This window comes from Falsochrobactrum ovis, assembly GCF_003259955.1.
GTDB lineage: Bacteria > Pseudomonadota > Alphaproteobacteria > Rhizobiales > Rhizobiaceae > Brucella > Brucella ovis_A.
The window spans coordinates 62,212-83,223 of the sequence record NZ_QLMK01000010.1; the positions used below are offsets into that span (position 1 = coordinate 62,212).

Here is a 21,012-nt window from a genome sequence, read left to right on the forward strand (position 1 = left end):
TTTTTCAGCTTAATGGCTGGGTTAGCAACTCATCATGATATTCCCAAAACTCGCGAACAAACCGCTGCGCTAAACTGTTGTCGGGGCTATTACTGCGTTGGATCGCCAAAAACCCTGCATCAACAAAACTGGTAAATGGTTTCGTAACCACGCCTCGATTGCGAAAATCTGTGGCTGAAGAGGGATCTATAATTGTAATGCCGACACCCTCCGCAACGAGAGTGAGAGCCGTATGCGACAGCCGCGTTTCCAGTGACGACGACCGCGAAATGCCTGCAAGCGCGACCTCTACACGCATGGCAAAAAGTGACCCCGGTTCTAGAGTGATCATCCGTTCATCGGCCAGATCTGCCGGCGAAATCACCTCATAATCTGCCAGCCGATGCCCCGTGGGCACAGCGACCACCGCTGCAATCGGCCGGGTTTCGATTTCGAAGCCGGGCCTATCAAGCAGACCATCAGCAAAGCCCACATCGGCCTGCCCAGATGCCACCGCTTCAATCACCAATGTAGATGGAATTCCGTTCAACGATACATGAAGATTGGGACGGTCACGCAAAAAATGTGCGAGAAACCGAGGCATGATACCATTTGCTAATGCGGGCATCGCAGCTATGCGTAACATGCCAGCATTCTGCCGGCTAATCTCTTCTGCGAATATTCTTATATGGTTCAAGCCCACAAATGCGCGTTCAACTTCTCGCAACAAGGTCATCGCGGCCTGTGTGGGGATGAGCTGATTGCCGTGTCGATTGAAGAGCTGCAAATTCGTATCGATTTCAAAATCTCGTATAAGCCGGCTGACAGCGGGCTGAGTGATTGACATCAATTCTGCCGCAGCAGTCATTTTTCCCGTCAGCATTACCGTTCTAAAAGCTTCGACTTGCCGCAGATTCATCGATCCACCATAACATTTACTTATGCTTACACCCTAATTTCGAATTTGACTGTATTGAAACGCCCTGTCAATTCTTACCGAGCTGCGGATCAATAAGCAGATTAAAAAAGGGGGAGGCGATTAGGGTGGATGCGGCAAGCGCGTATATCGCTTTAATGGGTTTTACTGATGGCGGGTGGGGCTGGGACATGCTCAGAGCCACAGGAATCACCATTGCTGTCGCGCTTTGCGGCTTCATACTTGGTGCCTTGTTCGGGGTCCTGTCAGCCAGCGCTTCGTTTTCTTCATTTCGAATTCTCCGGCTTCTTGCCGACGGTTATTCAACCATTCTTCGCGGAATTCCTGACCTGCTGGTTATTTATCTTTTCTATTTTGGTAGCAGCGCGGTTCTAAGCCAATTTGCTTCATTTTTCGGCTCGGAAGGTTTTGTGAGCGCTCCGGTCTTCATCATTGGCGCATTAGCTATTGGGGTGGTTTCGGGGGCTTATCAAACAGAAGTGTTTCGCGGTGCCGTACTCGCACTCCCAAAAGGGGAAATTGAAGCGGCACGCGCCTATGGGATGCCATCTAACTTGCTTCTCAGGCGCATCATAATTCCACAAGCCTTGCGGTTTGCTATACCGGGCATCGGAAATGTGTGGCAGCTCGTTCTGAAAGAATCCGCGTTGATCTCCGTGGTCGGATTGGTTGAACTGATGCGGCAGGCACAAATCGGCGCGGGTTCGACGCGCCAGCCGTTCACGTTCTTTCTCACGGCCGCCGTCCTCTATCTCACGATAACTTTTATATCGAGCGTACTGTTCGCCAAGGCCGAAAAACACGCAATGCGCGGGATCAGGCGGGCAATATGAATCTTCTCGATTTTCCGTTTCTGCTTGAAACCTTCATCCAGCTTTGTCGTGGCATTCCGCTAACGCTGCAATTGACGCTACTGTCGGTAACATCCGGTGCAATACTTGCATGTCTGCTGGCGTTAATGCGGCTTTCGGGCAACTTGCTATTAGATTTAATTGCACGCAGTTACATATTTGTTTTCCGCGGAACGCCACTTCTGGTTCAGCTCTATCTTATTTATTACGGCCTTAGCCAATTCCCGGAATTGCGAAAGAGCTTTCTCTGGCCGTTTTTGCGCGAGCCCTATTGGTGTGCGGTTTTAGCGCTGGCGCTAAACACCGCTGCTTATAGCGCGGAGATTATCCGGGGTGGCGTCCTTTCGGTCCCTGCTGGACAGATTGAAGCTGCCCGGGCCTATGGGATGAGTGCTTTCACCCTCGTAAGACGCATCCTCGCACCGCAAGCCATCAGGCAAATGCTGCCAGCCTATTCAAACGAAGTTATCCTGATGGTGAAATCTACAGCCTTGGCTTCGACAATTACGATGATGGAAGTAACAGGCATCGCAGCAAAGCTAATTTCCGCAACCTATCGTCCGGTAGAAATCTTTATTTGTGCAGGCGCGATTTATCTTCTGCTGAATTTCGTCATCAGCCGGCTCTTCAAATATCTCGAATATCGCTACTCGGCCGCTCAGAGATCGCTCACTATCCCGCAGCCAGCAGGAGGAAACACATAAATGACCGGTGCAATACCTGCCGTTGAAATTACCAACGTTGAAAAGAGTTATGGGGCACACCGCGTCCTACATTCAGTTTCCTTGCTGGCGCATCAAGGCGAAGTGCTCTCTATTCTGGGAGCGTCTGGTTCGGGCAAATCCACGCTGCTTCGCTGCATCAATATGCTTGAAGTCCCCAACAGCGGAAGTGTGGCAATTCACGGTGAAACCTACAAACTGGATCAGCGAAGTGGACACAGCCCACGCTGTATGGACCAGAAGCAGGTTCAGCGGCTGCGCGGGCAAGCCACCATGGTGTTTCAATCCTTTAATTTGTGGTCGCATCTAACCATTTTGGAAAATTTGATTGAAGCGCCCGTTCACGTTCAAAAGCGCAACCGTGCGGAATGTATCGCTGAAGCAGAAGCTTTGCTTGAGCGTGTCGGCATCGTGGATAAACGTAATTTTTATCCATCCCATTTGTCTGGTGGCCAGCAACAGCGGGCGGCGATCGCCCGAGCGCTGGCGATGCGCCCCAAAATTATGCTTTTCGACGAACCGACATCCGCACTCGACCCCGAACTGGTGTCTGAAGTGCTGAAAGTCATGCGTGATCTTGCTTCCGAGGGACGAACAATGCTGGTCGTCACCCATGAAATGGCATTCGCCCGGGACGTTTCTAACCGCATTGTGTTTCTCCATCAGGGACTGATCGAAGAGCAGGGTACGCCGCAAGAAATGTTCGGCAACCCAAAAAGTGAACGTTTTCGCCAATTCATATCAACCCACAATTCAAGAAATTAATTCCTAATTGACCAACAGAGGTGAACTCATGAAAATCAAATTTGCTCTCACCATTCTGGGCACTCTTGTTGCAGCACCTATGGCTCAGGCAGAAAATGTTGTCCGCATCGCAACGGAAGGCGCCTATGCGCCTTGGAACTTTTCCGGCCCGAATGGCGTGCTGGAAGGGTTTGAAATCGACCTTGCAAACAATCTTTGTGAGCGTATGCAGGCCAAATGTGAAATCGTCGCGCAGAATTGGGACGGCATCATCCCGTCACTCGCCGCGGGCAAATACGACGCCATCATGGCTGGCATGAGCATCACTCCCAAGCGCGAAGAAGTTATCGCTTTTTCGGCTCCTTATGCGGCTGCAATCAATTCATTTGCCGTGATGGAGGACAGCGATCTGGTGGATCTGCCAGAAAACGGTACGCCGATAAACGTCGATTCTGAAGCTGCAAAGCCAGTCCTCGAAGAGATTGGCGCCAAGATCCAAGGAAAAGTCGTTGGCGTGCAAGGGTCCACGACGGCTTCAGCCTTCATGGAGCAATATTTTGAGAATGGTGCTGATCTTCGTGAATATAAAACCACGGAAGAGCACAATTTTGATCTGACCAGTGGACGTCTGGACGCCGTTGTTGCCAATGCGACGGTCTTGGCTGCTGCCTTAGAGAAGGACGATATGGCCGAGGTTAAGCTTGTCGGCCCACTGTTCTCGGGCAAGGTATTCGGCAATATCGGCGTGGGCCTTCGTAAAGATGACACCGAGTTAAAGGACCGCTTCGATAAAGCCATCAATGCTGCAATCGAAGACGGCACGGTGAAGAAGCTCGCTGAAAAGTGGTTCAAAGTCGACGTAACACCGCAAAACTAGTTTCCAGAGACCGCCTAGCCTCACGGTTGGGCCGCCCTTGATCCTTTTCTAAAAGCTGAATTTACAAATGCGCAGATTGCCAGACCAGAAAATCGTAGTCGTTGGAGCGGGGCTTGTGGGCTCAGCTTTAGCGTGGGGGCTAGCCCGAAATGGTCTGCGTCCGATGGTTCTTGACGGTGAAGACCTTTCTTTAAGGGCTTCCCGCGCCAATTTTGCACTCATATGGGTGCAGGGCAAAGGTGTAGGCGCACCACACTACGCCCATTGGACGATGCAATCTGCGCGACTTTGGCCAGCTTTTGCTGCGGAACTGCGGGATGTCACCGGAATCGATGTTGGGCTCAAACAAAAAGGTGCTTTTACCTTTTGCCTCAACGAACGAGAATTAGAACTGTTCACTAGCGATGTAGTAAATGTCGCCCGCGATCTCAAAGAGGACGCGCCCGAACACGTCGTGCTCGATCATCGCGAAACTGCCAAAATGGTGCCCGGTATAGGAAAAGATGTTATCGGGTCGATTTTCTCGCCGATGGACGGTGATGTAAATTCGTTGCGTCTGCTGCGTGCGCTCCATTGGGGAATGATCAAGCTGGGCGCAAATTATCAGCCTCACCATGAGGTGACATCGATTGCGCCGCAAGCCCGTGGTTTTGTGCTGCGCGGGTCATGGGGCGAAGTCTTTACCGAACGGCTGATCCTTTCAGCAGGTGTGGGAACACCATCTCTCGCGGCAATGGTTGACATTGATGCACCGACGGTGCGTAGCAAAGGCCAGATTCTGGTCACCGAAAAATGTGCGCCTTTTTTCCCTTATACATCGGCAACCCTACGGCAGACCGATGAAGGCGGGATTATGATCGGAGACAGTCAGGAAACCAACTCTGACCAAATTTCTACCAACCAAGATATTAGCACCGTACTGGCTGATAGGGCTATCCGAACCTTTCCGTGTCTCACCAACGTCAATGTCGTCCGTAGTTGGGCCGGTTTTCGTGTCAAAACGCCAGACGGATTACCGATTTACGAAGAATCTCGAACCTATCCAGGAGCCTATGTGACGATGTGCCATTCGGGCGTAACTCTGGCGGCTAATCACGCGCTGATAGTAGCTCAAGAAATTGCAGCAAATGCCGGGTTACTTGCCGGCGATGCTTTTCCGGGCCGGAGGTTTCATGTTTCTGAAAACTGAAGAAGCAACTGAAACGGTTACCATTAACTTTGATGGACGTAGCTTGCAGGTCCCGGCCAATATCTCTGTAGCCGCTGCATTGTTAAGCGAGGGGACGCTCGCCGTGCGTACGAGTCTCGTCGGTCGCCAACCCCGTGCCCCATATTGTTTGATGGGCGTTTGTTTCGAATGTCTGATGACCATCAACGGTGCTCAAAACCGACAGGCCTGTATGACACTCGTTCAGGACGGAATGGAAATTTCATCACAACACGGTGCTCGGATAATAGAGCAGGGCGGCCATTGAAATGATCCATAGAAAAGCTGATGTCAGCGGACTAGCTGATACCTATGATATTGCTATCATCGGCGCGGGGCCCGCAGGCATGTCAGCGGCCAGCGAAGCTGCTGCCGCCGGTTTAAAAACGATTGTCTTTGATGAAAACCCCACTGCGGGAGGTCAAATCTACCGCGGTATAGAGTACAATACCGAAGCTCGGCGGCCTTTTCTCGGAGAAGATTATTGGCAAGGAAGCGCGCTATTACAAACCTTTCTTAGAAGCAACGCGTGCTATTTGCCCGAAGCCCTTGTTTGGAGCGTCGAGCAGATCGAAAGCCATAACGACGCATATTTAGAGATTCGGGTTTCTGCCGGTGGGAAAAGTAAAATCGTTCAGGCCCGACGACTTATTCTCGCTACCGGTGCAATGGAACGCCCCATGCCCGTTCAAGGATGGACCCTCCCGGGAGTCATGACGATTGGAGCTGCGCAAATCGCGCTCAAGGCGTCGGGATTGATGCCCAACAAAAATGTGGTTCTTGCCGGCGCTGGCCCACTCCTCTACATGTTTGCCGCACAGTTGCTTGAGGCTGGCGGTAAAATTTCAGCGTTACTGGATACAACACCTCGCGCCAACTGGATGAAAGCCGCGCCACACCTTCTTTCTTTCTTCACTTCGTCATATGCTTTCAAAGGATTATCACTGCTTTGGAAAGTTAAAAAATCCGTCCCTATTTATTCGGGCGTTGAGGGTTTGAGGATTACCGGAACAAATAAGGCAGAAGCTGTTGAGTTCACTGCCAAAGGAAAACAACGTTGGCTTGCCGTTGATGGCGTTTTCTTACACCAAGGCGTTATTCCAAATATTAATCTCACCAATTCTATCGGCTGTGATCTTGTCTGGAATGATAGGCAGAAATGCTTCCAACCCCGCTTGGATAAAAATGGCTTAACAAGCATGAAATCCGTTTATGTGGCCGGTGATGGGGGCGGCATTGGTGGCGCAGTCGTAGCGGAGTGTAGCGGGAAAATTGCAGCTCTTGCCGCATGTCAAGAATTAATCCCTGCCCGGTCAGAGTTTTGGCGGCAACGACTGAAAGAGCAACAGGCAACCATAAAACGTCTGTTGCGAGGCCGGGACTTTATCGATGCTCTTTATCTTCCGGCGCAGAACTATCGTGCCCCGCAAAATAACGATGTCATTATTTGCCGCTGCGAAGAAGTTACTGCGGGAGCGATCCGAGAGGCCGCATCACAAAACGTCGTTGGACCAAACCAGCTCAAGACAATGCTTCGTTGCGGTATGGGTCCGTGTCAGGGCCGCATGTGCCTGTCAACCGTCACGGAATTATTGGCTGAAGCACAAAATCGGCGACCGCAGGATGTTGGATCTTACCGCCTGCGCGCGCCAATCAAACCGGTTCCGCTTAGTGAAATTGCAACCCTTCCACAAACCCCGGATGCTATTTTTGCCGTCACAGGCGAGCATCCGGATACCCCGAACTCTTGAAATAGGATTTTACACATGACTCAACGCTATCTCCAGACCCCGATCATGCATCGCGTTGTTGAGCACAATGGTATTGTCTACGTAGGCGGCACTACCTGTGATGACGAGAGCCTGGATATGGCTGGTCAGACCCGTGAGATTATGGCTAAAATCGATAAATATCTGGCAGAAGCTGGCACGGATAAAACCAAGCTTTTGTCGGCAACGATTTTCGTTACCGACCTCAATATGAAACCAGAAATGGACAAGGTCTGGAAAGAGTGGCTCGACCCTTCCTTGCTCCCGACCCGCGCCACAGTAGGTGTCGCTGATCTTGGCGATACAACTTTGATCGAAATCGTCGTGACGGCTTATAAATAAGCGTTCGACCGAGGTCACAGCTATCGCTGTGGCCTCAAACGGCACAAGATTCCCCAATAGACCAGATGTAGGAGTTAACGGCTCAACATATGTTCCTATTGTTCGACTTCGTGAAAAACTTATTTAATCTGCGATCGGTTAACTTTTCTCACCGCACTCCTATGGATAGGGCTTTAGCGTTTTTTTTAAATATAGCATCTGCTTTCATGCAGCTCTTAAAGTTCTCACAGTTTTATAACATTCCAGAGACAATATTTTTCGCACAACGTTTCGCTCTGTTTCCTGTCCAAAATTCCATTCCGATTTTTAGGCTGATATTGTAGGATGCAATAGTCGCCAGGTGAAATTCCAAGGGGGAGACGGTAAAACCGTCCGGAATTCTCACCCGAAAAACAGGGAGGAGGGAAGGATATGGTGGATATCCTGATGGTGGAGGACGAGCCAGCTATATTGGAATCGCTCCATTTTATCCTGACGAGAGATGGCTGGTCTGTTGACGTGGCGCGCGACGGGGAAGCTGCGATGCAGGCCGTTTGGCGACTGAAGCCAAGAATGGTACTGCTTGATATTATGTTGCCCAAAATGGGTGGCCTTGACGTACTCAAGAGCATTCGATCTCATGCTGCCATTGAAAAAACGCCGGTCGTTGTTCTGACAGCACGCGGCCAGCAATATGATCGTCAACTCGCATTGGAGCTGAAAGCAGACGGTTTTATAACCAAGCCTTATGCCAATCAGGATGTCATCGCCGAGGTTCGGCGAATGCTCGTGGTCAACCATGTATAAGCGGCGATTTCGTCCGGAAGTGCGCGGCAGACGCGAAGATTTGGCAGCCTTAATACCGCTTTTCGGTATCATATTTTTGATGCCAATTTTGGCAAATCTCTTTCTGACGAATACCCGTATATTCGGCGTCCCATTGGATATGATCTATCTCTTTACAGTTTGGGGGTTGCTGATATGCGGCGCTGTAGGAATGTCTTACTGGCTTCCTCATATTGGAACCACAGATCGGGATGAAGAGCGCGGCAGAAAAAGCGTGCCACAATCGGGAAAAGACTGATGCTGTCGCCCGATTTTGTCATCCTAACAGCGGTAAGTTATGTCGGGCTTTTGTTTCTTATCGCTTATGCATCGGATTCTCTTGCGAGCCGGGGCAAGGAGGGTTTTCTTCGTTCGCCAGCGGTCTATACGCTCTCAATTTCGGTCTATTGTACCAGTTGGACATTTTACGGCGCGGTGGGGACTGCGGCTCGCAGCGGATTGGAATTTACCGCAATCTATATTGGACCGACATTGGTTTTTGTCGCGTGGTGGTTTTTGCTGCGCAAGCTCATCCTAATAAGCCATTCTCAGCGCATTACCTCAATTGCGGATTTTCTTTCTTCACGTTTTGGAAAATCGAGCAAGCTCGCAGTGCTTGTGACTGTTATCGCTGTTATCAGCGTCACCCCCTATATTGCATTGCAACTAAAAGCGATTACAGCTTCCATTCAGGCAGTCACCGTTGCTAAAGGGACTGGAGATCACCTCGGAGCGCTCGACGAACTCACCTTGGCTCTTGGGGCCGCAGTGTGTATGGCGCTTTTCACGATCCTTTTTGGAACGCGCAATGTCGATGCGCGCGAGCAGCACCCCGGGGTGGTGGCGGCAATTGCCTTTGAAGCCGTGGTCAAGCTATTGGCACTTTTGGCTGTTGGGCTTTTTGTGATCTATGGTCTTAGTGACGGAATGGGCGAGATCTATGAAGAAGCCGCTGCGGCTGGCCTTGATATTTACGAAAAATCTCCATTGGGAAGCCGCTGGGTTGCATTGATTGTTTTATCGGGCGCGGCGGTGATCTGCTTGCCCAGACAGTTTCAGATAGCAATCGTCGAAAACTCCAACGAAAATGATTTACGAACTGCCGGCTGGGCCTTCCCAGCCTATCTGTTTTTGATGAGCATTTTTACCGCGCCAATCGCCTTCTATGGGCTGGCCACTATGCCGATTGGTTCAAATCCCGACATGTTCGTGCTCACGCTGCCCATGTCAGCGGGTTATGACGGACTTGCACTTTTTGCTTTTATAGGCGGTTTTTCTAGTGCGACTTCGATGATTATCGTCGCCTCAATTGCGCTATCAATTATGGTCTCAAACCACATTATTCTGCCATTGGTTTTGCGGGGATCAAAAAGACTGGCAGAAGGCAGTGACCGAGATATTGCAAGATTGCTTTTACGCAGCCGACGCCTTTCAATTGCGACCCTGTTATTTCTTGGTTTTCTCTATTTTTGGTTCACAAAAGATTCCGACGCTCTGGCACCGATAGGTCTAATTTCCTTTGCGGGTGTCGCACAGTTTCTACCCGGTATTCTCGCTGCTCTTTATTGGCGTACGGCAAATGTTAAAGGCGCATTTGCCGGAACATTGGTAGGCTTTTTTGTCTGGGGCTGGACGATGTTCCTTCCCAGTTTTGAGGCCTCCAGCTCGTGGGTAGCGTCACTGATGCAATATGGACCTTGGGGCATAAAAGCGCTGCGGCCGGAAGGTCTATTTGGCATGTCTGATGTTGACCCATTGGTGCATGCGGTTTTTTGGAGCCTGTTGCTCAATTCATCGGTGCTTGCCATCGTATCGGTCTTTACGTCACAAAATGCGCTGGAGCGCATTCAGGCGGCCATATTCGTTGATGTTCTGCGCCGAAATTCTTCTTTTCAGCCTCACACAATCAAGGGATCGGCCACTACAAGCGAATTATTTTTTGTTGCCGAGCGGGTGCTCGGATGGCAGCAAGCCAATAATTTGTTTGACGCCGCTGGCGTTGTGCGTGGCGGATCGGCGGCCAATCTTGATGTACCTTCGGAGTTTATCGCTGAATTGGAAAAAGAATTGGCTGGTTCGATCGGGTCGGCCTCTGCCCATATTCTGCTGACGAGCGTTGTAGCTGGCGATACGATCTCGCTTGAAGAAGCTATGCGAATTGCTGATGAAACCCAGCAAGCTATAGAATATTCGCATGAGATGGAATTGAAGTCGCAAGAACTTCGAACTACCGCCCAGCAATTGCAAAATGCCAATGCAAAATTGCAGGAACTACACCGGCAGAAGGATGATTTTCTTTCTCATGTCAGCCATGAAATCCGCACCCCAATGACATCTATCCGATCCTTCTCCGAAATCTTGATGACAGAGAGGGACTTGCCACCGGAACAGACAAACCGCTTCGTTTCAACCATTCACAATGAGAGCGTGCGCTTGACCAAGCTGATCGAGGAAATCCTTGATCTTAGCGCGTTGGAGCAGGGCGAAAGAAATTGGGTTAATCTCCCAATTGACGGCGAAGAAGTTTTGCAACAAGCAATTTCTGTTTGTGAAGCGCTAGCGCGTCAACGCTCTGTCATTATTGAGCAGGGCGCACGGGTTCCCAGCGCGCCAATTCTTGCCAATGCTGGTCGGCTGAGCCAAGTATTTATCAATATTATCTCTAATGCTATTTCGCATAATGAAGCGGTCAATCCACGCGTTCATATAAGTTCACGCATTGAAGGCGGGGAATATGTGGTCGATATTTCCGATAATGGCCGTGGTATCCCTGAACTTTATCGCCACACTATTTTCGACAAATTTATGCGCGCCGGATCAGTCGGGACCGAAGGTCGTTATGTTGGATTGGGACTTGGCCTGAATATTAGTCACACGATTGTTGCGAAATTAAATGGAACATTGAAACTGGCCGATGGGTATCTGCCGGGCGCCTGTTTTCGCGTCACGCTCCCGCTTAGTCAAGATGCTGAGACTCTTGAAGAAAACGCTTCCTGACGGTGGCTGCAATCCTGACGCGAACATAACAGGCAGGACGGACCGACAGGAACCGCTTCATGTGATAGATCCAAACCCTGGCCATAGACTGTGCGATCGGCGTGGATGAGATCAAAAGCAAGCATGATGGAATAGACAAGTGGCTGTTCGTGATAGTTCGAGACCCTTTTAGAGACCGATTTTGCGATTAATAAAAACCGTCCCCCTCCCGGAAAAACCGCAACTTGTCGCACAATTCTTTCGGAGCCAAATGCCTGATAAATTGGCCAGAGGGCACAACCATATCCAGATACGGGCAAGGTTAGTCCGCTTATAGGTAGCCGCTTGGTCAAACGACCTGTTCGGTCCGCACGTAAAAAGCCAAAGGGAAGTCCTTCTGCGCCGGGGCGTCGTAAAGTGACAAGACGGTGAGCAACTTGTTCAAAGCTGGAATTATAAAGATTTGCTAGCAAATCAATATCATATTGCCATGTGGTGGCATCTTTAAGAAATCGCTCATATGGCATCAACATTGCGCCTGCGACATAGGAAGCCAATGCCCCTCGGGCAAGCTTCTTTGCCTCGTCAGAGGTGAGCTCTAAAGCGTCAACAGATTGCTCCAATATCTCAGGTGCTGCCTTTAATGCATAAAGCCTCGCCAATTGAAACAAGCGCGTTGCTGCTGTTGCCGATGCACGCACACGAAATTCGTTGGTGGTAGGGTCAAACCTATGCTGTTCTGGCATTGAGACGCTGCGCGGAACCCTCATAAAGCGCACCCCAAAACGCTCCTGCAAAGCCCTTATTAAGGTAGATTCATCCCAACCATTTGGGCCTGTGGTTTCATGTCGGAGCTTTTCTGCAAGCTCCTCAAGCTGTGGGAAATGATCTTGTTGTGAAATGATGGCTTCATCAAGCTCCGCCATGGGGGAAAAGGCTTTTTGTTGCGCAACGGTGCGCTCGAAATACGCAACGAGATTGCGAACAGTCATCGTCAAATCGGCGCTTTCATTGTTGATCGTGCCGATAAATCGTTTCTGCTCATCGTCAGTGAGATCGGGAACACTGGCTAAAATTTCTGCGCCAGATTTGATGGCGGCGATCCGGTTCAACACAAGATGCAGAAGTTCCGATAGGAGCGGATCTGATTGTAATCGATGGATATAGACATCGATACTCGCCATAGCGTCTATATATGATCGATAGAGGCGGGTGAGAGCGATAGCTGCTTCAGGAAACCGGGCCACGAAATCGCGGATTGCGTTCTGGTCCAAGCTAATCCCCTTCATAAGGGGATCAGCAAGCATCTCCTCAATCAATTGAATCGAGCGGGCCTCGGAAGCGCCCGACAACTCAGCCAGACTGAGTTGTAGCCGCTCTCCAATCCGCAAAAGCAACTTGCCGCCAATAGCGCGCTTATTATTTTCAATCAGATTAAGATATGCAGGCGAGATGCCAATCTCTTTGGCCAAGCCTGCTTGCGACAAGCCAATTTCCAGCCGTCGTCGTCTAATTTTTATCCCGATCGGGGCGCGCAATTGCTTTCCCTCCCGTACAATCATTAACAAAATTATCGTGTTCCCAGTTTATGAATTTACAAAAAAACGCAATGTAAGCAATCTGCTATTGAAACTATTTTTATTAACCCGTCTCCTAAGCAATGCCATCTTGGGAGGAGGTATCATGACTAGGTTTCGTATGAACAGACGCGGCATCCTAAAGGGTGCAGGCGCTGGGCTTGTGACACTCGCCACACCGCATATTTTTACCAAAGGTGCTTGGGCAGAAGATTTCTGCAACGATCCTGCTAAAGGTCGGATTGTCTTTGGTTTCAACGTTCCGCAAACAGGCTCATATGCCGAAGAGGGGCTTGATCAACTCAAGGCTTATGAGCTTGCTGTCAAACATATCAATGGTGAGGGTGATGGGGGGATTTTGAAAACCCTTAAACCGCTTGCACTCAAGGGCAATGGGGTTCTTGGCAAGAAAGTTGAATATGTCACAGGCGACACACAAACCAATACAGACGCCGCCCGCGACGGCGCCCGCCGCATGATTGAGCGCGATGGCGCTATAATGGTCACAGGGTCAGTAACCTCTGGCGAAGCCATTGCGCAGCAATCGCTTTGTCAGGAAATGGGCGTGATCTATATGTCCGGTCTCACACATTCCAATGATACGACCGGCAAAGACAAGCGCCGTTACGGCTTCCGACATTTTTTCAATGCATATCAATCTGGTGTCGCGATCGCACCTTTCCTGGCAGAAGAATATGGTAAGGATCGCCGAGCCTATCATCTGACCGCCGATTATACATGGGGCTGGACACAGGAAGAATCGATCAAAGCGGCCACGGAAGCTCTGGGCTGGGAAACAGTTGCTACTGTTCGCACGCCTCTTGGGCTTGGCGATTATTCACAATATCTCACTCCAGTCATGAATTCTGGGGCCGATGTTCTCATTCTTAACCATTATGGCCACGATATGGTGAACTCGCTGCCTCAGGCAGTTCAGTTTGGCCTGCGTGATCGGCAGGCAAATGGCAAAAACGTTGAGATCGTCGTTCCCATGTTCTCCGAATTGATGGCCGTTGGTGCGGGCGACGCGGTGAAAGGCATTATCGGTACATCCAATTGGCATTGGGCGCTGGATGATGAAGGCACCAAAGCTTTCACCAAATCCTACGGCGAAGCCTATGGTTCGCCACCATCCCAGTCGGCACATACCGGTTATGTGCAAGCCATTCTCTACGCTGATGCGGTCGAACGCGCGGGCACATTCTATCCGCCGGAAGTCATTAAGGCGCTAGAGGGTTTTGAATTTGATGGCGCTGGAAACGGGCCGACGCTTTATCGCGACGCTGATCATCAGTGCTTCAAGGAAGTTCTCGTGGTGCGCGGTAATGAGAACCCGACCAGCAAGTTCGATGTTCTCAACGTGATCGGTAAAACCACGCGCGATGACGTGACCTACGAACCCGACATGTTCGGCGGTGATCTGGGTCCATATGACGCCAAAACCTGCTGATACCTGACGCCCCGGCGCATTTAGCGCCGGGTACCCGCATTTATGTCGGGTCCGGAAACGATTTTATTTCACGGGGACAGGATGAACGCGTTCTTTGCACAATTACTCAACGGGCTCGATAAGGGTGGTGCCTATGCACTGATTGCCCTTGGCCTGACGCTCGTTTTTGGCACGCTCGGCGTTGTCAATTTCGCCCATGGGGCGTTGTTTATGCTGGGCTGCTTTTGCGCGGTTGCGTTTCGCTACCTTATTACAATGGAAACTATCACCGTCGACCCGACCCAATTGTCACCATGGGGAACGCCGCTCGAAGTACGTACTCCGCTGGTACAAACATGGTTTGGCGATTTTGGTGCCGTGCTGGTGGATTATTCGGTGCCAGTATCAATTCTACTGGCCATCCCGGTGATGCTATTCATTGGCATCGCACTTGAGCGTGGGTTGATAAAGCACTTTTACAAACGCTCCCATGCTGAGCAGATTTTGGTCACCTTTGGCATTGCGATTGTGCTGCAAGAGATTGTGAAGAGTTTCTTCGGACCCAATCCAATCCCGCAACCCATTCCATCGGATCTGCGCAGCGCCGCGGATTTAGGCGTTTTGATTGGTATGGAACCCCATATGCTTACCTATCCGTGGTGGCGCTTGGTCTATCTTGCCTTTTCTTTGCTGACAATCGGCGCTGTGTTTGCCTTCCTGCAATTTACCACTTTTGGCATGGTAGTGCGCGCGGGCATGGCAGATCGTGAGACTGTGGGCTTAATGGGCATCGACATTGATCGCCGTTTCACCGTGGTTTTCGGCATTGCCGCGGTCGTCGCAGGTGTCGCGGGTGTAATGTATACGCCACTTCTAGCCCCCAACTACCAGCTCGGAATGGACTTTCTGGTTTTAAGTTTCGTGGTGGTCGTCGTAGGCGGCATGGGTTCGCTTACGGGCGCTGTTTTGGCGGGTTTCCTGCTCGGAATTCTGCAGTCATTCGCGTCAATGACCGAGATCAAATCAACGATCCCCGGCATTGACCAAGTCATCATCTATCTCGTTGCTGTCGTCGTTCTCCTCGTGCGTCCACGGGGGTTGATGGGGCGGCGCGGAATTATGGAGACCTAGGCGACTATGTTATCAATTTCACGCAAGGACCTCCTTATTCTGGTGATTTTTGGCGCAATCGTGCTCAGCATGCCGCTATGGCTATCACCTTTCGGTGCGGCCTATCCGGGCCTTATGCAAAAGTTTGCGATTTATGCGATCTTCGCCATTGGTTTCAACATCCTTTTCGGCCTCACTGGCTATCTCAGCTTTGGTCATGCTGCTTTTCTGGGTGTTGGCTCCTATACAGCAGTATGGTCATTCAAACTGCTGACCATGGATATTGTGCCTGCAATCTTTTTTGCGGTCATTCTGGCAGGGCTTTTCGCATTGCTGATCGGCTATTTCAGCCTGCGTCGTTCCGGGATTTATTTTTCAATCCTCACACTCGCATTTGCTCAGATGAGTTACAATCTCGCCTATTCAGTCCTAACTCCGATCACCAATGGTGAAACGGGATTGCTGCTCGCCAAAACCGATCCGCGTTATTTGGATACGCTTTTTGGGGTGCGCGAAGGGGCCTTCGGCCTCCCGCAGCCGACACTCTTTGGCGGCGTTGTCAGTGGGTATATGGGCTTTTACATTTGCGCCATCATCCTGATCATTGCGTTTTATATTTCGCAGAAAATCTTTGCTTCGCCCTTTGGTATGGCGCTGCGCGGCATCAAGTCCAATCAAATGCGGATGAATTATACCGGTTTTAATACCAGACCCTATACGCTGACGGCCTTTGTCATTTCGGGCATGTTTGCCGGGCTTGCCGGTGCACTTTTATCCGTAACAGACCCGATCGCGGGTGCTGAACGTATGCGGTGGACTGAGTCTGGAAACGTCGTGCTCATGACAATTTTGGGCGGGGCGGGCACTTTGTTTGGACCGGTTGTCGGAGCATGGTTGATCAAATATTTTGAGAATATTTTCTCTGCCATCAATGTGAATACGCTCAATAATTTCTTCTCATTTCTTCCTGACGGTGTCCAAACTGTTGTGGTTACTATCGTTTCGAAATTTGTTGGCGAAGGTTGGCACCTCACGCTTGGGCTTATGTTCGTGCTCATCGTTGTGTTCTTGCCGGGCGGATTGGTTGAAGGCTGGCAACGAATTATGAAACGGCTAAAGCGACGCAGAATGCCGGAAGAAGAAAGACATCTTACAACACAAGCTGCGGAGTAGAGACATGAACCAGCCAGTACCCAATATTGTGCTTCATGCCGCGGATGTGCATAAAAACTTTGGTGGTTTGCGCGCGCTTTCCGATATCGATCTACAAATCGAAGAAGGGAAAACACATGCCATCATAGGTCCAAATGGTGCCGGGAAATCGACGCTTTTAAACGTCATCATAGGCCGCATTGCTCCAACAACCGGCGCGGTTGTGTTTGATGGAACGGTTCTGACAGGCAAGTCGCCTTATCAGATCAATCAGCTTGGTATTGCACGGGTTTTTCAAACTCCGGAAATTTTTCCCGATTTAACCGTGTTGCAAAATGTAATGGCTCCGGCCTTTGCACGACGCGACGGGGCTTTTCGGATCAGCATCTTCCGCTGTGTCGATAATGAGCATGAAATCCGTGAGGAAGCTCATCATTTACTTGATGAAATTGGCCTTCGTGCCCGGCGCGAGGACATTGCCGGCGCCCTTTCACGCGGCGATAAACGCCGGTTGGAACTGGCTATGTGCCTCATCCAGCGTCCTCGTTTGCTGCTGCTTGATGAGCCGACGGCTGGCATGAGCCGGCACGACACCAATACGACCATTGAGCTTTTGAAAAAAATCAAGTCACGCGGAATGACAAAGGTCATTATCGAGCACGACATGCACGTGGTGTTTTCACTTGCAGACACTATTTCGGTGTTGGCGCAAGGCCGTATCATCGCATCCGGTCTGCCGCAGCAGATCAAGGATGATCCACGGGTGCAGGAAGCCTATCTTGGAGGAACTGTAGAATGAACGTCATCACTGCAAAGCGTGAAGCCGTTTCAGCGGTGACAGAAGCGGACCCGTCCAAGGCATTCTTTGCCATGCGTAATGCACATGCCTTTTATGGCGAAAGCTATATTGTGCAGGGTGTTTCACTGGATGTGCGACAAGGTGAAATCGTTGCGCTATTGGGGCGCAATGGTGCGGGAAAAACTTCCACGCTGCGTACGATCGCCCGAATGGATGATCCCGAACTGCGTCAGGGAGAAATCTGGCTGGAAGGCCAGCCCCTGCACAATGTCAAATCTTGGCAAGCTTCCCGTGCGGGTATTCAGCTTGTTCCGGAAGATAGGCGTATCATTACGGGGATGACAGTCGAGGAAAATTTGATTCTGGCGCAGGTGGCACCGGGTCACGGTTGGGGACTGGAAGAAGTGTACCATCATTTTCCTCGGCTGGCAGATCGTCGCAAGCAGGAAGGGGTGACATTATCTGGTGGGGAACAACAGATGCTTGCGGTCGCCAGAGCGCTTTCGAGACAAGTAAAACTGCTTCTGCTAGATGAACCCTATGAGGGGCTGGCGCCGGTGATTGTAAAGGAAATCGAGAACATCGTTTATGACATTAAAAAGCGCGGTATCACGACTATTATCGTCGAGCAAAATGCGGTTGCCGCATTACGCCTCGCTGATCGCGCTGTCATCCTTGATACGGGCGAACTTGTTTTCTCGGGTAGCGCTCAAGAGCTTCTCGACGACGAAGGATTGCGTAACGAATATCTTGCAATCTGAGGGATATGCCGCGAGAATCCAGCTACAGCACGAAGCGCTCAAGCTTCCAACTAGGTAAATAGATCAGGCCCCAAGCGGTCGAGACCGTTTGGGGCCTGAAGCGCGTCAGCGAATGAGACTGCGCTATGCCCATTTGCAAAAGCGGCCCGCTTTCTTGTCCCGCATGAGGGGTTGACGGCCTCGCAGCCTCGCACCCATGCAAAATCAAAACATGCAATTCAAGCCAACAAATAAGCCGAATTTACCGCGCCACGAATGTGCTAATCACATTCGTTTGAGTGTTGGATTTTCTATTAAAAAGCACGCGAACCTCCTCATAGGTTGAGGTGCGGACGAGATGCGTCGGTGCATCGATCACCTTCAGCTTTATCATCTCCACTTTACAGTATTGACAAATGTCGAACAATGGTTGATTTTTGTCGAATGCGGCCATGGAGGAAGGCGTGGGGATTCTTCTCAAAGTTGATGGACTTAAAAAATCTTTTGGTGGTGTTGCCGCTTTGCGTAACGGCCAGCTCGAATTGCGTGCCGGTTCGGTCCACGCTTTATGCGGAGGAAATGGCGCGGGAAAATCCACGTTTCTTTCGATCCTGATGGGAATTCAGCCGCGCGATGGCGGCAAAATATGGCTTCGCGGCAAAGAGGTAAATTATTCTTCCCCCGCAGAAGCATTGAAGGCCGGCATCGCTATTATTGAACAGGAGCTCAGCCCAGTTCCCTATATGAGTGTGGCAGAAAATATTTTTCTCGGACGCGAGCCCGCAGCGCGTTTTGGGGGAATTGATTTTAAAAAAATGAACCGGGAAGCTCAGCAGCTTCTAGACCGGTTAGGCTTTGATATCCGGGCCACGCAGTTGATGTCGCAACTGTCGGTCGCACAGATGCAATTAGTGGAAATTGCGAAAGCATTCAGCCACAACGCTGACGTCATTTTCATGGATGAGCCGACTTCTGCGATTGGTGAAAAAGAAGCGCAATATTTATTCGAAGCGGTCGATCGGCTTAAGGCCGAGGGCAAAGGCATCGTTTATGTCTCTCACCGGCTTTCGGAAATTTTTCAAATCGCGGATTCTTATACGGTTTTTCGTGATGGTAGCTATGTCGGTTCGGGTTCCCTTAGTGAGATCGACCGTCCCGGACTTATCCGACTTATTGTCGGTAGAGAGCTAGGTGAAGAATTTATCAAAACCAATAAGCCGTCATCTGAGATCAGCTTTGAAGTTGCTGATCTCGCACTGCCAGGAAAAATCCGCGATGTTTCTTTCTCGGTGCGCAGAGGAGAAATATTTGGCATTTACGGCCTAATGGGTTCGGGGCGCACGGAGATATTTAACTGCATATTCGGCCTTGATAAAGCCAGCAGCGGCACGATCCGGTTTGAAGGCCATCCTCTTAAGATAGGTAAACCTGCCGACGCTATGGCTGAAGGCGTAGCTCTTGTGACAGAAGACCGCAAACTGACGGGTCTTAATCTGTCCGACAGCGTGCGAGCTAATATCTGCATGGCAAGCCTTCCGGAGTTGAGCCCGTCCTTTGCTATGCGCCACCGCGAGGAAGCAGAAGCCGGCGCCAGAATGATCAAGCATTTCGGCATTAAAGCTGCGCGCGATACGATGCCGGTTTCAGGTCTTTCCGGTGGAAATCAGCAAAAAGTCGTGCTGGGAAAATGGTTTTTACGCAATCCTCGCTTGCTACTGCTGGATGAACCCACGCGGGGAGTGGATGTGGGGGCCAAGCGAGAAATTTATCGGATTATCTGCGAATTTACCGAAGCGGGCGGCACGGTCTTGATGATTTCATCTGAAATAGATGAGGTTTTGGGAATGTCTGATCGCATCATGGTTATGCGGTTAGGTCAGCCCGTGGGCATCTTTGACAGAGCTGACACCGATGCACAAAAGCTGGTGCATTTATCCACCTAAACAGAATAAACGCCGATGGAATTTTGCCTGAAAAAGAAAGGCTTAGAACGTGAGTGATAGTGAGAAAAGTCTAACGCGCGGGTGGTTTGCATCCGAAAACCGGCGGTTGATTATTCAGGAATACGGTATTTTCCTAGCATTCTTGCTACTGGTCGTTGTTCTGTCTGTTTCCAATCCTTACTTTCTGACGACAGGCAATATATCAAACGTCCTTTTACAAACGTCGATCAATGGCGTGCTCGCAATCGGAATGACATTTGTCATTCTAACTCGCGGTATTGATTTATCGGTTGGATCGGTTGCTGCGCTTGCGGGTATCGTAGCGGCGAGCCTTGCAACCACATCCGCCACGGCCGGCGTTACTGGTGCTCCTTATCCCGCCATTATCGCAATTATTGTCGGACTCGCGGTAGGTTCTGCTTGCGGAGCCACGATCGGGGCAATTGTTGCGCGTTTCTCGGTCCCCGCCTTTGTTGCCACATTGGGCATGCTCTCAGCAGCGCGAGGCATGACGCTCATTTATGGCGGCGGTAAGCCTGTGCCAGCGCTAACACCTGATTTTCGCTGGATCGGTACCGCAAAGATTATGGGTATCCCGTTGCCCGTCATTATTCTGGCAGTCGTGTTTATTGCGTCCTGGTGGGTCCTTACGCGTACGCGCTTTGGCCGCTACGTCTATGCTGTAGGCGGAAACCCACATGCCGCAAAGACTTCCGGTATCAATGTCACTCGGGTTCGTTTTGCAGTCTATATCATCTCAGGCGCTCTAGCTGGTCTTGCAGGAATGATGCTTGCGGCCCGCACCGGATCGGCCCTTCCCCAAGCAGGTATCGCCTATGAATTAGACGCAATTGCTGCGGTAGTTATTGGGGGCACGAGCCTTGCTGGCGGCGTTGGCCGGGTGACTGGCACACTTATTGGAGCGCTTATAATCGGCGTCATGAATAATGGCCTCGATCTGATGGGTATCGAATCCTACTACCAGCAAGTTCTCAAAGGGGCGCTGATCGTGGGCGCGGTGATGCTCGATCAAAAGCGCAATCAAAGCGTTTAG

The 21,012-nt window shown here is 50.7% G+C and carries 20 protein-coding genes; 18 read left to right on the plus strand and 2 right to left on the minus strand.

All coding sequences use genetic code 11. From position 1 onward, the window contains the following. Positions 1–4: 4 nt before the first annotated feature. Positions 5–898, minus strand: a complete 894-nt coding sequence (locus tag C7374_RS11575; protein ID WP_111575785.1) for a LysR family transcriptional regulator — start codon at positions 896–898, stop codon at positions 5–7. 155 nt (positions 899–1,053) lie between these two features. Between C7374_RS11575 and C7374_RS11580 the strand changes: the two genes are divergently transcribed. The 11 genes from C7374_RS11580 (at position 1,054) to C7374_RS11635 (ending at position 11,229) form a co-directional block, all read left to right on the plus strand. Further along, a complete protein-coding gene (locus C7374_RS11580; protein ID WP_111575824.1) occupies positions 1,054–1,749 on the plus strand; it encodes an ABC transporter permease in 696 nt (231 codons plus the stop codon). Further along, positions 1,746–2,471, plus strand: a complete 726-nt coding sequence (locus C7374_RS11585) for an ABC transporter permease (protein ID WP_111575786.1) — start codon at positions 1,746–1,748, stop codon at positions 2,469–2,471. Before C7374_RS11580 ends, C7374_RS11585 begins: the two co-directional genes overlap by 4 nt. Continuing rightward, positions 2,472–3,254 (plus strand): ABC transporter ATP-binding protein, encoded by a 783-nt coding sequence (locus C7374_RS11590; protein WP_111575787.1) that lies wholly within the window; start codon positions 2,472–2,474, stop codon positions 3,252–3,254. 28 nt (positions 3,255–3,282) lie between these two features. After that, positions 3,283–4,110 (plus strand): lysine/arginine/ornithine ABC transporter substrate-binding protein, encoded by an 828-nt coding sequence (locus C7374_RS11595; protein WP_111575788.1) that lies wholly within the window; start codon positions 3,283–3,285, stop codon positions 4,108–4,110. Between the two features lie 67 nt (positions 4,111–4,177). Further along, positions 4,178–5,299: an NAD(P)/FAD-dependent oxidoreductase gene (locus tag C7374_RS11600; protein WP_111575789.1), complete on the plus strand. Its 1,122-nt coding sequence runs from the start codon at positions 4,178–4,180 to the stop codon at positions 5,297–5,299. Then, entirely contained in the window at positions 5,283–5,585 is a 303-nt protein-coding gene (locus C7374_RS11605; RefSeq protein WP_111575790.1) for a (2Fe-2S)-binding protein, read from the plus strand. Before C7374_RS11600 ends, C7374_RS11605 begins: the two co-directional genes overlap by 17 nt. A gap of 1 nt (position 5,586) precedes the next feature. Further along, entirely contained in the window at positions 5,587–7,068 is a 1,482-nt protein-coding gene (locus C7374_RS11610; RefSeq protein WP_111575791.1) for an FAD/NAD(P)-dependent oxidoreductase, read from the plus strand. Between the two features lie 15 nt (positions 7,069–7,083). Further along, the gene (locus C7374_RS11615) at positions 7,084–7,428 is read left to right on the plus strand and encodes a RidA family protein (protein WP_111575792.1); all 345 of its coding nucleotides are present in this window, start codon (positions 7,084–7,086) and stop codon (positions 7,426–7,428) included. A 411-nt stretch (positions 7,429–7,839) separates the two neighbouring features. Beyond that, positions 7,840–8,214 carry a response regulator transcription factor gene (locus tag C7374_RS11625; RefSeq protein ID WP_111575794.1) on the plus strand — a complete coding sequence of 125 codons (375 nt, stop codon included), beginning with the start codon at positions 7,840–7,842 and terminating at the stop codon, positions 8,212–8,214. Beyond that, positions 8,207–8,491 (plus strand): hypothetical protein, encoded by a 285-nt coding sequence (locus C7374_RS11630; protein WP_111575795.1) that lies wholly within the window; start codon positions 8,207–8,209, stop codon positions 8,489–8,491. The genes C7374_RS11625 and C7374_RS11630 overlap by 8 nt, the downstream gene beginning before the upstream one ends. Continuing rightward, on the plus strand, positions 8,491–11,229 hold the full coding sequence (locus tag C7374_RS11635) for a sodium:solute symporter family transporter (protein ID WP_111575796.1): 2,739 nt from the start codon (positions 8,491–8,493) through the stop codon (positions 11,227–11,229). Before C7374_RS11630 ends, C7374_RS11635 begins: the two co-directional genes overlap by 1 nt. On the opposite strand, the gene C7374_RS11640 is transcribed toward C7374_RS11635, so the two are convergent. Further along, the gene (locus C7374_RS11640) at positions 11,193–12,770 is read right to left on the minus strand and encodes a helix-turn-helix domain-containing protein (RefSeq protein ID WP_111575797.1); all 1,578 of its coding nucleotides are present in this window, start codon (positions 12,768–12,770) and stop codon (positions 11,193–11,195) included. The two genes, C7374_RS11635 and C7374_RS11640, sit on opposite strands and share 37 nt — an antisense overlap. Positions 12,771–12,891: 121 nt before the next feature. Between C7374_RS11640 and C7374_RS11645 the strand changes: the two genes are divergently transcribed. From C7374_RS11645 to C7374_RS11680, 7 genes are all read left to right on the plus strand, one after another. Then, the gene (locus C7374_RS11645) at positions 12,892–14,235 is read left to right on the plus strand and encodes a substrate-binding protein (protein ID WP_111575798.1); all 1,344 of its coding nucleotides are present in this window, start codon (positions 12,892–12,894) and stop codon (positions 14,233–14,235) included. 81 nt (positions 14,236–14,316) lie between these two features. Continuing rightward, a complete protein-coding gene (locus C7374_RS11650) occupies positions 14,317–15,345 on the plus strand; it encodes a branched-chain amino acid ABC transporter permease (protein WP_111575799.1) in 1,029 nt (342 codons plus the stop codon). A 6-nt stretch (positions 15,346–15,351) separates the two neighbouring features. Next, a complete protein-coding gene (locus C7374_RS11655; RefSeq protein WP_111575800.1) occupies positions 15,352–16,497 on the plus strand; it encodes a branched-chain amino acid ABC transporter permease in 1,146 nt (381 codons plus the stop codon). A 4-nt stretch (positions 16,498–16,501) separates the two neighbouring features. Beyond that, positions 16,502–17,275, plus strand: coding sequence for an ABC transporter ATP-binding protein (locus C7374_RS11660; RefSeq protein WP_111575801.1), 774 nt, complete (start codon positions 16,502–16,504; stop codon positions 17,273–17,275). Beyond that, positions 17,272–18,036 (plus strand): ABC transporter ATP-binding protein, encoded by a 765-nt coding sequence (locus C7374_RS11665; protein ID WP_111575802.1) that lies wholly within the window; start codon positions 17,272–17,274, stop codon positions 18,034–18,036. The genes C7374_RS11660 and C7374_RS11665 overlap by 4 nt, the downstream gene beginning before the upstream one ends. Before the next feature lie 443 nt (positions 18,037–18,479). Then, positions 18,480–19,958 (plus strand): sugar ABC transporter ATP-binding protein, encoded by a 1,479-nt coding sequence (locus tag C7374_RS11675; RefSeq protein ID WP_111575825.1) that lies wholly within the window; start codon positions 18,480–18,482, stop codon positions 19,956–19,958. Between the two features lie 49 nt (positions 19,959–20,007). Continuing rightward, complete coding sequence (locus tag C7374_RS11680) at positions 20,008–21,012, plus strand: ABC transporter permease (protein WP_111575804.1); 1,005 nt, start codon at positions 20,008–20,010, stop codon at positions 21,010–21,012.

Coding starts and splice junctions, on each gene's coding strand:
- C7374_RS11575 (WP_111575785.1), bottom strand. CDS start 898: ATGAATCTGCGGCAAGTCGAAGCTTTTAGAACGGTAATGCTGACGGGA.
- C7374_RS11580 (WP_111575824.1), top strand. CDS start 1,054: ATGGGTTTTACTGATGGCGGGTGGGGCTGGGACATGCTCAGAGCCACA.
- C7374_RS11585 (WP_111575786.1), top strand. CDS start 1,746: ATGAATCTTCTCGATTTTCCGTTTCTGCTTGAAACCTTCATCCAGCTT.
- C7374_RS11590 (WP_111575787.1), top strand. CDS start 2,472: ATGACCGGTGCAATACCTGCCGTTGAAATTACCAACGTTGAAAAGAGT.
- C7374_RS11595 (WP_111575788.1), top strand. CDS start 3,283: ATGAAAATCAAATTTGCTCTCACCATTCTGGGCACTCTTGTTGCAGCA.
- C7374_RS11600 (WP_111575789.1), top strand. CDS start 4,178: ATGCGCAGATTGCCAGACCAGAAAATCGTAGTCGTTGGAGCGGGGCTT.
- C7374_RS11605 (WP_111575790.1), top strand. CDS start 5,283: ATGTTTCTGAAAACTGAAGAAGCAACTGAAACGGTTACCATTAACTTT.
- C7374_RS11610 (WP_111575791.1), top strand. CDS start 5,587: ATGATCCATAGAAAAGCTGATGTCAGCGGACTAGCTGATACCTATGAT.
- C7374_RS11615 (WP_111575792.1), top strand. CDS start 7,084: ATGACTCAACGCTATCTCCAGACCCCGATCATGCATCGCGTTGTTGAG.
- C7374_RS11625 (WP_111575794.1), top strand. CDS start 7,840: ATGGTGGATATCCTGATGGTGGAGGACGAGCCAGCTATATTGGAATCG.
- C7374_RS11630 (WP_111575795.1), top strand. CDS start 8,207: ATGTATAAGCGGCGATTTCGTCCGGAAGTGCGCGGCAGACGCGAAGAT.
- C7374_RS11635 (WP_111575796.1), top strand. CDS start 8,491: ATGCTGTCGCCCGATTTTGTCATCCTAACAGCGGTAAGTTATGTCGGG.
- C7374_RS11640 (WP_111575797.1), bottom strand. CDS start 12,770: ATGATTGTACGGGAGGGAAAGCAATTGCGCGCCCCGATCGGGATAAAA.
- C7374_RS11645 (WP_111575798.1), top strand. CDS start 12,892: ATGACTAGGTTTCGTATGAACAGACGCGGCATCCTAAAGGGTGCAGGC.
- C7374_RS11650 (WP_111575799.1), top strand. CDS start 14,317: ATGAACGCGTTCTTTGCACAATTACTCAACGGGCTCGATAAGGGTGGT.
- C7374_RS11655 (WP_111575800.1), top strand. CDS start 15,352: ATGTTATCAATTTCACGCAAGGACCTCCTTATTCTGGTGATTTTTGGC.
- C7374_RS11660 (WP_111575801.1), top strand. CDS start 16,502: ATGAACCAGCCAGTACCCAATATTGTGCTTCATGCCGCGGATGTGCAT.
- C7374_RS11665 (WP_111575802.1), top strand. CDS start 17,272: ATGAACGTCATCACTGCAAAGCGTGAAGCCGTTTCAGCGGTGACAGAA.